Annotated in this window: 15 protein-coding genes; 9 read left to right on the top strand and 6 right to left on the bottom strand. The window is 67.9% G+C overall.

All coding sequences use genetic code 11. From position 1 onward, the window contains the following. Positions 1 to 7: 7 nt before the first annotated feature. Both ispD and AC4JJG_RS11015 read right to left on the bottom strand, forming a co-directional pair. The gene (gene ispD, locus AC4JJG_RS11020; protein WP_495401218.1) at positions 8 to 691 is read right to left on the bottom strand and encodes a 2-C-methyl-D-erythritol 4-phosphate cytidylyltransferase; all 684 of its coding nucleotides are present in this window, start codon (positions 689 to 691) and stop codon (positions 8 to 10) included. 3 nt (positions 692 to 694) lie between these two features. Next, entirely contained in the window at positions 695 to 1183 is a 489-nt protein-coding gene (locus AC4JJG_RS11015; protein WP_240862766.1) for a CarD family transcriptional regulator, read from the bottom strand. 326 nt (positions 1184 to 1509) lie between these two features. Between AC4JJG_RS11015 and AC4JJG_RS11010 the strand changes: the two genes are divergently transcribed. From AC4JJG_RS11010 to radA, 3 genes are read left to right on the top strand one after another with little or no spacing between them, the layout of a single operon-like run. Then, complete coding sequence (locus AC4JJG_RS11010; RefSeq protein WP_495401217.1) at positions 1510 to 2157, top strand: copper chaperone PCu(A)C domain-containing protein; 648 nt, start codon at positions 1510 to 1512, stop codon at positions 2155 to 2157. Beyond that, entirely contained in the window at positions 2144 to 3364 is a 1221-nt protein-coding gene (locus AC4JJG_RS11005) for a DUF5005 domain-containing protein (RefSeq protein WP_495401216.1), read from the top strand. Before AC4JJG_RS11010 ends, AC4JJG_RS11005 begins: the two co-directional genes overlap by 14 nt. A 32-nt stretch (positions 3365 to 3396) precedes the next feature. Further along, on the top strand, positions 3397 to 4773 hold the full coding sequence (radA, locus tag AC4JJG_RS11000) for a DNA repair protein RadA (RefSeq protein WP_495401215.1): 1377 nt from the start codon (positions 3397 to 3399) through the stop codon (positions 4771 to 4773). 4 nt (positions 4774 to 4777) lie between these two features. On the opposite strand, the gene AC4JJG_RS10995 is transcribed toward radA, so the two are convergent. After that, complete coding sequence (locus AC4JJG_RS10995) at positions 4778 to 5332, bottom strand: PaaI family thioesterase (protein ID WP_495401384.1); 555 nt, start codon at positions 5330 to 5332, stop codon at positions 4778 to 4780. Between the two features lie 124 nt (positions 5333 to 5456). Here AC4JJG_RS10995 and disA point away from each other — a divergent pair, with 124 nt between their 5' ends. After that, the gene (gene disA, locus AC4JJG_RS10990) at positions 5457 to 6539 is read left to right on the top strand and encodes a DNA integrity scanning diadenylate cyclase DisA (protein ID WP_495401213.1); all 1083 of its coding nucleotides are present in this window, start codon (positions 5457 to 5459) and stop codon (positions 6537 to 6539) included. A 157-nt stretch (positions 6540 to 6696) separates the two neighbouring features. Then, positions 6697 to 7488: an endonuclease domain-containing protein gene (locus AC4JJG_RS10985; protein WP_495401212.1), complete on the top strand. Its 792-nt coding sequence runs from the start codon at positions 6697 to 6699 to the stop codon at positions 7486 to 7488. A gap of 73 nt (positions 7489 to 7561) precedes the next feature. Here the strand turns inward: AC4JJG_RS10985 and AC4JJG_RS10980 are convergent, their stop codons facing one another. Together AC4JJG_RS10980 and AC4JJG_RS10975 are read right to left on the bottom strand one after the other, a co-directional pair. Then, entirely contained in the window at positions 7562 to 8311 is a 750-nt protein-coding gene (locus tag AC4JJG_RS10980) for a hypothetical protein (RefSeq protein ID WP_495401211.1), read from the bottom strand. Positions 8312 to 8407: 96 nt separating this feature from the next. Next, positions 8408 to 9058 (bottom strand): carbonic anhydrase, encoded by a 651-nt coding sequence (locus tag AC4JJG_RS10975; RefSeq protein ID WP_495401210.1) that lies wholly within the window; start codon positions 9056 to 9058, stop codon positions 8408 to 8410. Between AC4JJG_RS10975 and AC4JJG_RS10970 the strand changes: the two genes are divergently transcribed. Beyond that, complete coding sequence (locus AC4JJG_RS10970; protein WP_495401208.1) at positions 9057 to 9953, top strand: HhH-GPD family protein; 897 nt, start codon at positions 9057 to 9059, stop codon at positions 9951 to 9953. The two genes, AC4JJG_RS10975 and AC4JJG_RS10970, sit on opposite strands and share 2 nt — an antisense overlap. A gap of 10 nt (positions 9954 to 9963) precedes the next feature. On the opposite strand, the gene AC4JJG_RS10965 is transcribed toward AC4JJG_RS10970, so the two are convergent. Then, the gene (locus tag AC4JJG_RS10965) at positions 9964 to 10764 is read right to left on the bottom strand and encodes an alpha/beta fold hydrolase (RefSeq protein WP_495401383.1); all 801 of its coding nucleotides are present in this window, start codon (positions 10762 to 10764) and stop codon (positions 9964 to 9966) included. 79 nt (positions 10765 to 10843) lie between these two features. Here AC4JJG_RS10965 and mhuD point away from each other — a divergent pair, with 79 nt between their 5' ends. The 3 genes from mhuD (at position 10844) to AC4JJG_RS10950 (ending at position 13414) form a co-directional block, all read left to right on the top strand. After that, on the top strand, positions 10844 to 11152 hold the full coding sequence (gene mhuD / locus AC4JJG_RS10960; RefSeq protein ID WP_495401207.1) for a mycobilin-forming heme oxygenase MhuD: 309 nt from the start codon (positions 10844 to 10846) through the stop codon (positions 11150 to 11152). 13 nt (positions 11153 to 11165) lie between these two features. Further along, positions 11166 to 11837 carry an LON peptidase substrate-binding domain-containing protein gene (locus AC4JJG_RS10955; RefSeq protein ID WP_495401206.1) on the top strand — a complete coding sequence of 224 codons (672 nt, stop codon included), beginning with the start codon at positions 11166 to 11168 and terminating at the stop codon, positions 11835 to 11837. Between the two features lie 74 nt (positions 11838 to 11911). After that, positions 11912 to 13414, top strand: coding sequence for an aldehyde dehydrogenase (locus AC4JJG_RS10950; RefSeq protein ID WP_495401205.1), 1503 nt, complete (start codon positions 11912 to 11914; stop codon positions 13412 to 13414). Positions 13415 to 13547: the final 133 nt, after the last annotated feature.

The following is a 13547-nucleotide window of genomic DNA, read 5'->3' as shown; positions in this document are numbered from 1 at the left end:
ACCTCCCTCACCGGAGGATGTCGCGCACGATGCGCAGATCCCACGGCGTCGTGATCTTCATGGCCAGCGGATCGCCCGGGACCACATGCACGTCGATCCCGGCACGCTCGGCGAGACCGGCGTCGTCGGTGGCCAGTCCGCTGTCGTCGGCGTGGGCGGCCAGCAGGGCGTCCCGAATGAAGCCCTGCGGTGTCTGAATGGCCCGGAGCGGCTCGCGATCCACAGTGCGGACGACCTGCTCGGTCGTTGTGCCGTCACCGGGGACGACCTCCTTGAGGGTGTCCGCCACGGGCAGACCGGGTACCACGGCCGGATGTCCGTCGCGGACGGCATCGACGACACGCGTGAACACCGATGCCGGCGTCAGCGGACGCGCGGCATCGTGCACCAGGATGATGTCGGCCGCTCCGGCCGCGGCGATACCCGCACGGACCGAGTCGGATCGGTGTGCACCGCCCACGACGACGGTCACGTCATCGGGCAGCAGGGACCGGGCTCGGTCGACCAGGTCCGCGGGTACGACCACGACGATCGTCGCATCGAGCGCGTGCGGCACGTTCCGGACGCAGCGCTCGATGATGGTGGCGCCGTCGAGATCGACGAATGCCTTCGGCAGGGCCTCGCCGAGCCGGGTGCCCGATCCCGCAGCGGGGATCACGACACAGATCGACGACGCGGATTCGTTCGGCAAGCGTCAGGACGCTGCGGCGAGCACCTCGTCGAGAATGCTGGTCGCCTTCTCGTCGTCGGTGTTCTGCGCCAGCGACAGTTCGTCGACGAGTACGCGGCGCGCGCGGGTCAACATACGCTTCTCACCTGCGGACAGACCGCGATCCTGCTCGCGACGCCAGAGGTCGCGGACGATCTCGGCCACCTTGATGATGTCGCCCGAGATGAGCTTCTCCTGGTTCGCCTTGAACCGGCGTGCCCAGTTGGTGGGCTCCTCGGTGTGCGGGGCGCGGAGGACCTGGAAGACCTCGTCGAGCCCCTCGGCCCCGACCACGTCGCGGACGCCGACGTACTCAAGCTTGGTCGACGGGATCTGAACGGTCATGTCGCCATCGGCAACTTTCAGAACGAGGTATTCGATCTGTTCACCCTTGATGGTCCGAGTCACGATGTCTTCGACTCGGGCAGCACCGTGATGGGGGTAGACAACGGTGTCGCCAACTTTGAAATTCAATGTTCGAGCCCCTTTCGAGTAACTCCAGTCTAACACGGACGCCTGTGAGGCCCCACACAACGGTGCAGGTCACGGGCACCTAGGGGTCGTCGTACCACCCCTGGCCGACCGGAGATGACCAGCACAAACCATCTGCCGGTGACCCCCGGACGCCGCACCGCCCGGCCGCTCGGAGCCGCGCGAGGCGGCACCGTCGCGGGGTGACCGGCCGACCGCTCCACAACCAATCCGGCACCCGAGCGCACTTTTCGCTCCCGCGCCCACTACGCTGCGTAGTGCAGGGTTCGCGACGATGCGACCGGCTTCGAGGACCTGGGAGGAATCGGGTGTCAGTGCTTCGCAATACCGCTCGGCGTTCGGCACGGCCGACGACCACCGCAGCCAAGAGCGTGGCGGTCGCCGCGGTCGGGATCGCCGTCGCGCTCGGCACCGCGGGTTGTGGCGCCGGTCAGATCTCGCAGACCGCCAACCAGCTGCCCGCCGTCAACGGCGCAGGCGTCAACGACGGCTCGCTCGCGCTGCGTGATGTGCAGATCGTTTACCCGTCCGACAAGGCCGACGAGGTCTTCGGCAACGGTGGCCCCTTCCAGATCTCCTTCGTGATCAGCAACCAGGATCCGGTCGAGAACGACACCCTGAAGTCCATCGACGCCCCCATGGGCGGCACGGTCACCATCGAGGCCGATTCCGACGAGCGGGTCATCCCCGCCAACGGCGCCCTTCGGGCGGGCAAGCCCGTCGGCATCCTGGAACCGGAGAGCGGCCAGTCCAACCCGGAGACCAAGCGCATCTCCGTGAAGCTCAACGGCACCGGCAAGTCCGTCGCCACGGGCCTCACCGTCCCGCTCGTGTTCAACTTCGAGCGCGCGGGCGCGATCACCGTCCACACCCCGGTGGACACCGGCACCTACCTGACGCGTCAGGACAAGGTCCGCCAGGCCGAGGCACCGGCCGGCGAGGGTGGCCACCACTGATCCACCCCGCGGACATCGTCTGCGGATCGGCGCCGGGAGCGCACCGCGTCTGATCGTCCTCGTGGCGATCGCCGCGCTCGCGCTCGGACTCTTCCGGCCCTGGCCGGAGCACACGGACACACCTGACCCGCCGACGGTCGGTGCCGTCGGTTCGATCGATTGTCTCGACGACGCCCTGACGGCCTATGCGGACTCCGGCGCGGGCTGGACGGGCGGCGACTCCACCTGGTCCACCCCGCTGCCCGGCGGCCGTGAGCTCTTCGCATTCTCCGACACGTTCCTCGCGCCGGTCCGTCCGCCGACGCGTCCGAAGGACGCGGATTTCGTCAACAACTCCTTCGTCATCCGGGAGGCCGACGGCCGGTTACGGACGGTCGTCGGCGGGACGCCGGGCAATCCCGCATCCCTCGTCGCACCGACGACCCCGGAGCACTGGTATTGGTTCGGTGCCGCAACCTATCTCGGTGGCGCCATCCAGGTACCGCTCGGCGAGTGGGGCGCCACCGGCCCGGGCCCCCTGGACTTCGGCTTCGTCGGATCGTCGCTGGCCCGTTTCGATCCCGCGCGGCCGGAACGGGCGGAGTCGGTGACCCCGTTGCCCCGCACCCGCGGAATCCAGTGGGGTCAATGGGTTCTGCCCGATGGCGACCACACCTACGTGTACGGCGTCGAGGCCCACGGCGACCGGAAGTATCTGCACATCGCACGGGTGACCGGCGACGATCTGCGCGGGCGATTCGCGTTCTGGACCGGGCGCGGCTGGTCGTCGGCGGAGAGTTCGTCGGCGCGGGTGACCGGTGGGATCTCCGCCGAACTGTCGGTGCACCGGATCTCCCCGCGCAGGTACATGCTGACGACGATGGAAGGTGGTGCGGGACTTGGCAACCGGCTCGTCGGCCGCTTCGCCGACGCACCCACCGGGCCCTTCGGTCCGCCGACGACCCTGTTCGAGACACCCGAGGGCGGCCCGCTCGGCACCTACGGCGATCCGGACGTGTACACCTACAACGCGCATGTTCATCCCGAATTCTCCACGCCCACAAGGCTGGTCATCTCCTACAACGTGAACAGCCTGGACACCGCACCCGGCGGCGACGTGTACCGGGAGGTCACCATCTATCGCCCGCGGTTCATCGGGGTCGACCTGCAGTGGCCGGACGGTGAGACACCGGCACCCCGGGACGCCGCCCGTCCGGTGTGCCGCTGAACCGTGTCGGTGCGGCGACATAGGGTGACAGCGTGGCCAAACCCAAATCCTCCTTCCGCTGCAGTGCATGCGGGCATTCGGTCGCCAAGTGGGTCGGCCGCTGCCCGGAGTGCGGCGAATGGGGCACCGTCGACGAGATCGCCGCACTGCCCGCACAGGCCTCGAAGGTCAGCGGCGTCACCCCCACCAGTCCCGCGCGCCGCATCACCGAGGTGGACGCCAACGCCTCGCACGCGATCGCGACCGGCATCGGTGAACTCGACCGGGTCCTCGGACGCGGCATCGTGCCCGGCTCGGTGATCCTGCTCGCGGGTGAACCCGGCGTCGGCAAGTCGACGCTGCTCCTCGAGGCCGTGAAGCAGTGGGCGCACGGCGGCCGTACCGCGCTCTACCTGACCGGTGAGGAGTCCGCCGGTCAGGTGCGACTCCGCGCCGAGCGCACCGACGCGGTGCACGAGAACATCTTCCTCGCCGCCGAATCCGACCTGGCGACCATCCTCGGTCACATCGACACGGTGAATCCCTCACTCGTGGTGATGGATTCGGTGCAGACCGTGGTCGCCACCGGGGTCGACGGGGTGACCGGGGGTGTCACCCAGATCCGCGCGGTCACCACCGCTCTGGTCTCCCTCGCGAAGAACCGCGGCATCGCCGTGGTGCTCGTCGGCCACGTCACGAAGGACGGCGCGGTCGCCGGACCGCGGTCGCTAGAGCACCTTGTCGACGTGGTGCTGTCCTTCGAGGGCGACCGGCATTCCAGTCTCCGCATGGTGCGCGGCATCAAGAACCGCTTCGGTGCGGCCGACGAGGTGGGGTGCTTCGAACAGCGCGACGACGGTATCCACCAGGTCACCGACCCGTCCGGAATCTTTCTGCATCAGCGCGAGGCGGACGTCACCGGCTCCACCACGATGGTCACCCTCGACGGCAAACGCGCGCTGGTGGGCGAGATCCAGGCCCTCGCCAATCCGACGCAGATGGCGACGCCGCGGCGCGCGGTGTCCGGCCTGGATTCGGCCCGGGTCGCGATGGTGCTCGCGGTGCTGCAGAGCCGCCTCGGCACCAAGGTGCATGAGCACGAGGTCTATGCGTCGACGGTCGGTGGCATGCGGGTCACCGAACCAGCCGCCGATCTCGCCATCGCGCTGTCGGTCGCCTCGGTCATGCGGGATGTGGCGGTGCCGCACACCACGGTGGCGATCGGCGAGGTCGGACTCGCCGGCGAGGTGCGGCGGGTGTCGGCGGTCGCCCGACGCGTCGCCGAGGCCAAACGCCTCGGATTCCGGCACGCGATCATCCCCGCAGGCTCCGACGAGAAACTCCCCGAGGGCATCAAGGTGACCCGGGTGTCCGACCTGCATCAGGCGGTGCGCGCCGCACTCATGAAGGTGGCCGACGCACCGTTCTGACCCGCTAGCCCTTCTGCTCGGCGAACGGGTCCTTGGGGGCCAGACGCTGCTTCTGGTCGTCCGGAAGCGTGCTCGCCGCGAGGTGATCCGCGAAATGCGCGCGGGCATTGATAGTGATGAAGATGGCATGTGCCCGCGCCACCGGATGTTCCGGGTCGTCGATGTAGGCGAAGCCCTCGGCGTACAACTTGCGGCGTTGCCGCCCGAGCAGCTTCGCCCGGAACTTGAGGGTCGCGCCCACCGGGATCGGTGCGAGGAAGTCGACCTCGAGATGCCCGGTCACCGCCGACGGCCCCACCAGTCGCGGCAGCATGCCGAGCACATCGTCGAAGGCCGTGGTGATGATGCCGCCGTGGATGACGCCCGGGCCACCCTCGAATCGGGACTCGACGAGCATCTCGGCGCTCATCTCGAAGTCCTCACCGGCGACCATCTTCAGGCGTAGTCCCTGGGGCGATTCGGGTCCGCAGCCGTAACAGACCGCATTGTGCGGGGGCATCGGCTCACCCGGCTTGGGGGCCTTGGGGTGCCGCTCGATCGGGTCGAGGTCCTCGGGCACGACGAATTGGGTCTTCACGTGGCGTTACCCTAGTCGCAGCGGCCGTCGAGGCCGTCGGCGCCCGGCCGCGGGCGTTCACCCGGCGCCATCCCGGATCGCCCGCCCCAGCAGAATGGAAAACCCGATGCCCGAGACCGGCATGTCCGAACTGACCAGGGAAACCCTGGCCCGGGTCGCTCCCGGCACGGGTTTGCGTGATGGCCTCGAACGCATTCTGCGCGGCGGTACCGGCGCCCTCATCGTCTTCGGGCACGACTCCGACGTCGAGCGGATCTGCGACGGCGGCTTCCACCTCGACGTCGAGTTCGCCCCCACCCGACTTCGCGAGTTGGCCAAGATGGACGGCGCGGTGGTGCTGTCCACCGACGGCAAACGGATCGTCCGCGCGAACGTCCAGCTCGTCCCCGATCCGTCCATCCCCACCGAGGAGTCCGGCACCCGGCACCGTGCTGCCGAGCGAACCGCCATCCAGACCAGGCATCCGGTGATCTCGGTGAGTGCGTCGATGTCGATCGTCAGCATCTACGTCGACGGGCAGCGGCGGGTCGTCGAGAGCTCCGATCCGATCCTCTCCCGCGCCAACGTCGCACTGGCCACCCTGGAGCGCTACAAGAGCAGGCTCGACGAGGTGACCGCGCAGCTGTCGCGTGCCGAGATCGAGGACTACGTCCTGCTCCGCGATGCCATGTCGGCCGCACAGCGCATGGAGATGGTCCGCCGCGTGTCCGTCGAGATCGAGGAGTACGTCCTCGAACTCGGTGTGAACGGCCGTCAGGTCAGCCTGCAGCTGGAGGAACTCATCAGCGACATGGATACCATGCGCGAACTCCTCGTCCGCGACTATTACGCCAGCCCGGAACCGGCCGGCACCGAGGAGGTGCGGCAGGCCCTCGAGATGATCGAGGGACTCAGCGACACCGAACTCCTCGACCTCACCCTGCTGGCCGGCACCTTCGGCTATCCCACCACCATCGAGGCCCAGGACACCGCGATGAGTCCGCGGGGCTACCGTCTCCTCGCCCGCATCTCACGCCTGCAGTTCGCGCACGTCGACCGGCTCGTGCGGAGCTTCGGCACCCTGCAGTCCCTCCTCGCGACCAGTGCCGCCGATCTGCAGGCCGTCGAGGGCATCGGCAGCATCTGGGCTCGCCACATCCGCGAAGGTCTGTCCCGGCTCGCGGAGAGCAGCATCGAACGCTTCGAGTGAGTCGGTGGCGTAACCGTCACCGCTCCGGGCCGAAACCACCCCTGCGGCGCCATATCTCACCGCATCGGTGACGGTTGTGCAAACCCACCATCCACACCCTTCCTGTCTGTGGACATCCGGATGTACGTGAGTGGTGGTGCGCCGCAGACTCTCTCGCATGACTCCCTACGGCGTCCTGCCGCTCCACGAATTGCCGGTCAACAGAGCCGAGTTCCGTCGGCTCGTGAACAGCGGACGTCTACGCCGGCTGCGGCGTGGCTGGTACGCGACGGAGTACGCCGACGATTCGGTGTGCGAGGCCGTCCGCGCGGGCGGTGTCCTGAGCTGTATCTCGGCTCTGCGCCTGCACGGGGTGTGGGTCCCCGAACATGCGAAACACCTGCACGCCCGCGGGAACTCGCAGGCGCACCGACGACCGAACACCCTGTGCCGTATGTATGCACGTCCGCAACCCGAAGAAGCCGCGGTCGATGATGTGCCGATGGCCCTCCGCCATGCGGCGCGCTGCCTGGACGACGAGGGACTCGTCGTGGTGTGCGATTCGATTCTGAATCAGGGCCTGATGTCCCGTGTCGACATCGAATCCGCACTGGCGTCTGCCCCGAAACGAGTTCGCGCCCTGCTGGATCTGTGTGATCCCTGCGCGGAGTCCGGTACCGAGACGCTGGTCCGCCTGCGCTTGCGCCGCCACCGACTACCTGTCCGGACGCAGGTTCGGATCGCCGGTGTCGGCCGGGTCGACCTGCTGATCGGCACCCTGATCATCGAGGTGGACGGCAAGTCGTTCCACACCGGGGTCGAGCGTTTCGAGGCCGGTCGGGAACGAGACAGGCGTGCCAGTGAACTCGGCTACACCACCATCCGCCTGACCTATCGGCAGGTCGTCCACGATTGGGCAGCGGTCGAAGCCGACGTGTTATCCATTGTGAGGCGGCTGCATGTGGCGTAACCGTCACCGCTCCGGGCCGAAACCGCCCTTGCGGCGGCGTGTCTCACCGCATCGGTGACGGTTACGCCAACTTCTACGGCTGCTGAGCAGGCGCCACGACGTTGAAGGTGATCGGAGCGGATTCCTTCTCGCCGATCTTGCCGACGGCCTGATACGAACCGGCACCCACCGGGACGCGCGGCTTGTCGCAGCCGGGGCTACTGGTGGTCCCCGACCATGTGATGGTGTCGCGGACCTGCTGGCTCGGCTTGAGCGTCACGTTGTTGACGGTCTGCAACGGGGAGCAGTCGCGGGCGGTCCACAGCGTGCGGGTGCCGTCGAGGGTGCGGACGACGACGTTCTGTGCGGCCTTGCCGACATCCCGCGCGCACTCGGTGAGCCCGGCGTTGGTGGTGACGATGGTGAACACCGGCTGGTCCCCCACCTGATAGGTGGGCTTGTCGGTGTAGAGCACCACCGAGATGTTGGCGTCGGGGCACAACCCGGAGGCCGGGACGGGTGCGGGCACGCCCGATGCCCCGGCAGGGGTCGATTCGCCCGGAGCGGCCGAGCCCGGGGCCTCCGCGCTGGACTCCGAACCGGCGCCGCCGCCGGTGCCGCCACCCGACACGGGTTCACTGCTCTCGGGACTCTCCGGCGTCGTCTCGGTGGTGGTCGTCGGCGACGCGGTCGACGCCGTGTTCGTCGGCTCCGAGTCGTTACCGCTCGTCGACCACACGATCAGTCCGATGACGAGCGCGATCACCGCGACGGCACCACCGATCGCGACGATGCGACGTCGCCAATAGATCTCGGGAGGCAGCGGGCCGTTCGGTTCGATCACGGCATCCACGCTAACGGCCCGCGATAATGGGCCGTCCGACCCGAATCGGCGTGTCGCGGAAACGGGCCCTGACCGGCGAAAAGTCTAAAGCTGAGGTTAAGAGACGTGGGGTCCAATCGGCTCGATGGCGTCGTCGCCGACGTCGCCCTGCACGCCACGGAGATGCACGCGGCCGTCGTCGAGGTGATACGTCAGGCCGACGATCGCCAGCTTGCCCTCTTCGACCCGGTCCGCGATCAGCCTGCTGCGCTGCATGATCACCCGTCCGGTCTCCACGACGTGACGCGCCTCGAACTCGTCGACGCGGGTCAGCCCCTCCGACCGTCCGGCCAGAATGCTCGGTGCCACGCGCTCCACGAGATCGCGGATGTAGCCGCCCGGGATCTTCAGTTCGTCGAGCGCGTCGAGGGTTGCCTGCACCGCGCCACAACTGTCGTGGCCGAGGATGATGATGAGCGGCACCTCGAGCACCACCGCCGCGTACTCCAGCGAGCCGAGCACCGACGAATCGATCACGTGGCCCGCGGTGCGGACGACGAACATGTCGCCGAGCCCCTGGTCGAAGATGATCTCGGCGGCCAGTCGCGAGTCGCCGCAACCGAAGAGCGCCACGTCCGGGTGCTGCCCGCTCACGAGGCGCGCGCGATCCTCGATACCCTGACTGGGATGCTGCGCCTCACCGTTGACGAAACGTTCGTTGCCCTCCCGGAGGGTCTGCCATGCCGTGGACGGTGACTTGTCGCTCATGAATCACAGTGTGCCACCGGTCACCCTGCTCAGTTGGTTCGACCTCCACGAACGAGATCTGCCCTGGCGCGCGGACGGACTGTCCGGGTGGCAGATCCTGATCAGCGAGATCATGTTGCAGCAGACGCCGGTGGCGCGGGTGATCGAACCCTGGCGCGACTGGGTGACCCGGTGGCCGGTGCCGTCGGCGATGGCGGCGGCCTCCCCCGGCGAAGTCCTTCGAGCGTGGGGAAAGCTGGGATATCCGCGGCGCGCCTTGCGATTACACGAATGCGCGACCGTGCTGGCCACCGAGTTCGACGACCGGGTGCCCGAGGATGTGGAGACCATGCTGACGCTCCCGGGCATCGGCGACTACACCGCGCGAGCCGTCGCGTGCTTCGCCTACGGTCAGGCGGTTCCCGTGGTGGACACCAATGTCCGGCGCGTCATCGTGCGCGCCGTACACGGGCGCGAACAGCCCGGAAATCCGTCGCGACGCGACCTTGCCGACGCCGAAGATCTGTTGCCGCGCAACACCGACGGCACTCCTTCGGCTCGGGCTCCACGATTCTCCGCGGCCCTGATGGAACTCGGCGCACTCGTCTGCACCGCCCGCACGCCCGACTGCGCGGCGTGTCCCCTGACCGAGTGCACCTGGGTGCGCCTCGGCAAACCGGCCCATTCCGGACCGCCCCGGAAGGTACAGAAATTCGCCGGCACGGACCGTCAGGTGCGGGGTCTGCTGCTCGATGTGGTGCGCGGCACCGACGGCCCGGTGTCGCGTGACCTGCTCGACGCCGTATGGACCACCGACACCGCCCAGCGCGACCGCGCACTCGACTCACTGCTGGTCGACGGGTTGATGGAGCAGACCACCGACGGCAGGTATTGCCTTGCCGGAGAGGCACACTGACCGTCGGGACTCACATCCCACGCGCGGACAGGAACGCCTCGACCGCGCCGCGGTAGACATCCGGCGCGTCGTCGTGCACGAGATGATTCGCCCCCTCCACGCGGAAGTAGACGGCATCGTCGCGGTCGTCACACATGGCCCGCATCTGTCCGGGCGGTGTCACACTGTGCTCGGCCTCGATGATCAGGGACGGCACGGTCACCGATCGCCACTGCTCCCAGAAATCCCGGCCACCCCATTCCTCGGCGATCGCCGCCCAGACCGTGAGGTCACCGTGCAGCCGTCCGTCGTCGAAGGCGTCGTAGAAGTATTGTCCCGCAACGGGACCGAACATCTGCTGTGCGTGTTCGAGTGAGGTGAACCGGTCGGGCCAGCTGTCGAACCACGGCGTCCAGTTGCGGGTGGTGCGTCCACGGAAGTCCGGCGCCATGTCCTCGATCACCAAGGCGGACACCAACTCCGGATAGTCGGCAGCGGTGCACCAGGCGTGCAGACCGCCCATCGAATGACCGATCAGGAGTGCGGGCCCCTGGTCGATCCAGCACAGGATCTCGGCGACGTCGGCGACGAACCGTTCGGTCGACAACTCGGCCGCGGTGGGCATCTCGGCCACGGGACCGGTATGGAAGGCCGCGTCGAAGGTGAACACCCGGCCGTATCGGCGGAGCCACGGGATGTGCCGCCGCCAGGTCCGGCCACGCCCCATCAATCCGTGTAGCAGCACGATGGGTCCCACGCCGCGGATGGGCTGGCCGTCGTCGTCGACGGGACCGCCGTGATCACGCAAACCCGTCTCGATGTCGCCTCCCATAACCCCGACCGACTCCGTCACGGCACCAGCCTAGTGTTCTGCGGTGCCCGCCCGGGTCAGTGACAGTAGGGTGACGGATATGACTGTTGTGAAGATCAATGCGATCAGCGTGCCCGAGGGCGCGGGACCCGAACTCGAGAAGCGTTTCGCCAACCGGGCCCACTCGGTCGACGGCTCCAAGGGCTTCCTCGGATTCCAGCTGCTGCGTCCGGTGAAGGGCGAGGACCGGTACTTCGTGGTCACCGAGTGGGAGTCCGAGGAGGACTTCCAGGCGTGGGCGAACGGCCCGGCCCGCGAGGCGCACGCCGGTGAGCGCGCCAAGCCGGTCGCCTCGGGTGCCGACCTCATGGAGTTCGAGGTCGTCCTCGACGCCAAACCCTCGGCCTGATCATCGAATCACGATGAGCGAAGCCGACGCCCCGGACGGATCGCCCGGCACCGGGGCGTCGACGGTGCCCATGTTCCCGCTGGGCACCACGCTGCTGCCCGGCGAGGTCCTGCCGCTGCGGATCTTCGAACCGCGCTATCGGCAGATGATCGACGAGCACGCCGGCACCACCGACGATCCGGGCGGATTCGGCGTGGTCCTGATTGCCCGCGGCCAGGAGGTCGGGGGCGGCGAAACCCGGAATGACGTGGGTACCTTCGCCCGCATCGAACAGTTGCAGCGGCTCCCCGACGGCCGGTCGGCGCTGACCTGCGTCGGCACGCACCGCTTCCGGGTGATCGAGTGGCTGCCCGACGATCCGTATCCGCGCGCGACGGTCGAGGTGCTGCCGGAACCCGCGATCACCGACGCCGACCGGGCATCCATCGACGGACTGTCGGGCGCGATACGCGGATTGGTCGAGGACGTCGCCGCACAGCGCGGACTCCAGGCCATCGACGACATGCGGGGCACACTCGGCGCCGAACTCGCGTCGCACGGACTCTTCGGCTGGGCGGCGCAATTGCCGATGGGTGCGGCCGACCGGCAGCGCCTCATCGAATGCGATTCGGTCGCCGAACAGGTCGCTGTCCTGCACGAGGTGATCGAGGGCATGGCCGATGTCATCCGATTTGGTCGGCTCTAGACCCTGGCCGCAAAGTTAGAACGTGTTCTATTATTGCGTGTGGACTAGTTCACACACCATCAGGAGCACGTCATATGACCGAGACCGTCGCATCCAGTCCGGCGGCCGACATCGTCGGCGCCGGTGATCAGCCGAAGCTGTACATCGGCGGCGCATGGGTCGAACCGCATTCCACCGAGACCCTCGAGGTCTTCTCCCCTGCCACCGGCGAACGCGTGGGGTCCACGCCGCTCGCCGACGAGACCGACGTCGACACGGCCGTCCGCGCGGCACGCGCCTCTTTCGAGTCGGGTGTCTGGAGCCAGACCTCACCCGCCGATCGCGCCGCCGTCATCAACAAGGCCGCCGACCTGATCGACGCCCGGATCGCCGACATCGCCGCTCTGGTATCCGCCGAGATGGGTGCCACGCCCACCGACGTGATGACCATGCAGGGCATCGCGGCCACCGGCGTGCTGCGCGCATATGCCACGGCGACAACCGAATTCCCGTGGGAGGAGAAGCGGCAGGGCCTGTTCGGCGAAACGCTGGTCACCCGCGAACCGGTCGGTGTCGTCGGCGCGATCATCGCCTGGAACGTCCCGCTGTTCCTGCTCTGCAACAAGCTCGGGCCGGCTCTCGCGTCGGGCTGCTCGATCGTCCTGAAGCCCGCGCCCGAGACCCCGCTCAACGCCAACCTGGTCGCCGAGATCTTCGCGGAGGCCGGCGTCCCGGAAGGCGTCATCTCCATCGTGCCGGGCGGTGTGGCGGCCGGTCAGGCGCTCGTCGATCACCCCGACGTCGACAAGATCACCTTCACCGGTTCGACTGCTGCGGGCCGGGCCATCGCCGCACGCTGCGGAGAAACCCTGAAGCGTTGCTCGCTGGAACTCGGCGGCAAGTCCGCGGCCATCGTGCTCGACGACGTGGACCTCGCGGCCAGCATCGACATGCTGGTCTTCTCCGCCGGAATGATCAACGCCGGTCAGGCCTGCGTCGCACAGACCCGCGTGCTCGTACCCCGATCACGCCAGGACGAGATCGTCGAGGCGATGGTCACCACCGCGCAGGGCTTCAAGGCCGGCATCCCGACCGATCCGGAGACCAAACTCGGCCCGCTGATCACCGAGAAGCAGCGCGACAAGGTCGAGGGCTACATCGCCAAGGGCAAGGAGGAAGGCGCCGTCGCGGCGCTCGAGGGCGGACGGCCCGAAGGACTCGACGACGGCTTCTACGTCACGCCGACGATCTTCACCAATGTCACCAATGACATGACGATCGCCCGCGAGGAGATCTTCGGACCGGTCATCAGCGTCATCGCCTATGACACCCTCGACGAGGCGATCGCCATCGCGAACGACTCCGATTACGGTCTGGCCGGCTCGATCTGGACGGCCGACGTCGAGCGCGGCATCGAGGTGGCGAAGCAGATCCGCACCGGAACCCTCGGAATCAACTGGTACGCCATCGATCCCTCCTCCCCGTTCGGCGGCTACAAGAACTCCGGCATCGGCCGCGAGAACGGCCGCGAAGGGCTCGAATCCTATGTGGAGCACAAGTCGATCCTGATGCCGATGGGCTATCAGAGCCCCAGCTGATTCGGCACCCTCCGCTGATCGAGTAGCGACGCGCGAGCGTAGCGAGCACGCCGCGTATCGAGATCCGACGACATACAACAGATCTCGATACGACCTCGGCTAGCGCCTCGGTCTACTCGATCAGCGGGAGGGG

Source organism: Gordonia sp. B8661-1, assembly GCF_059427765.1.
This window is presented reverse-complemented; position numbering and strand designations above follow the sequence as displayed.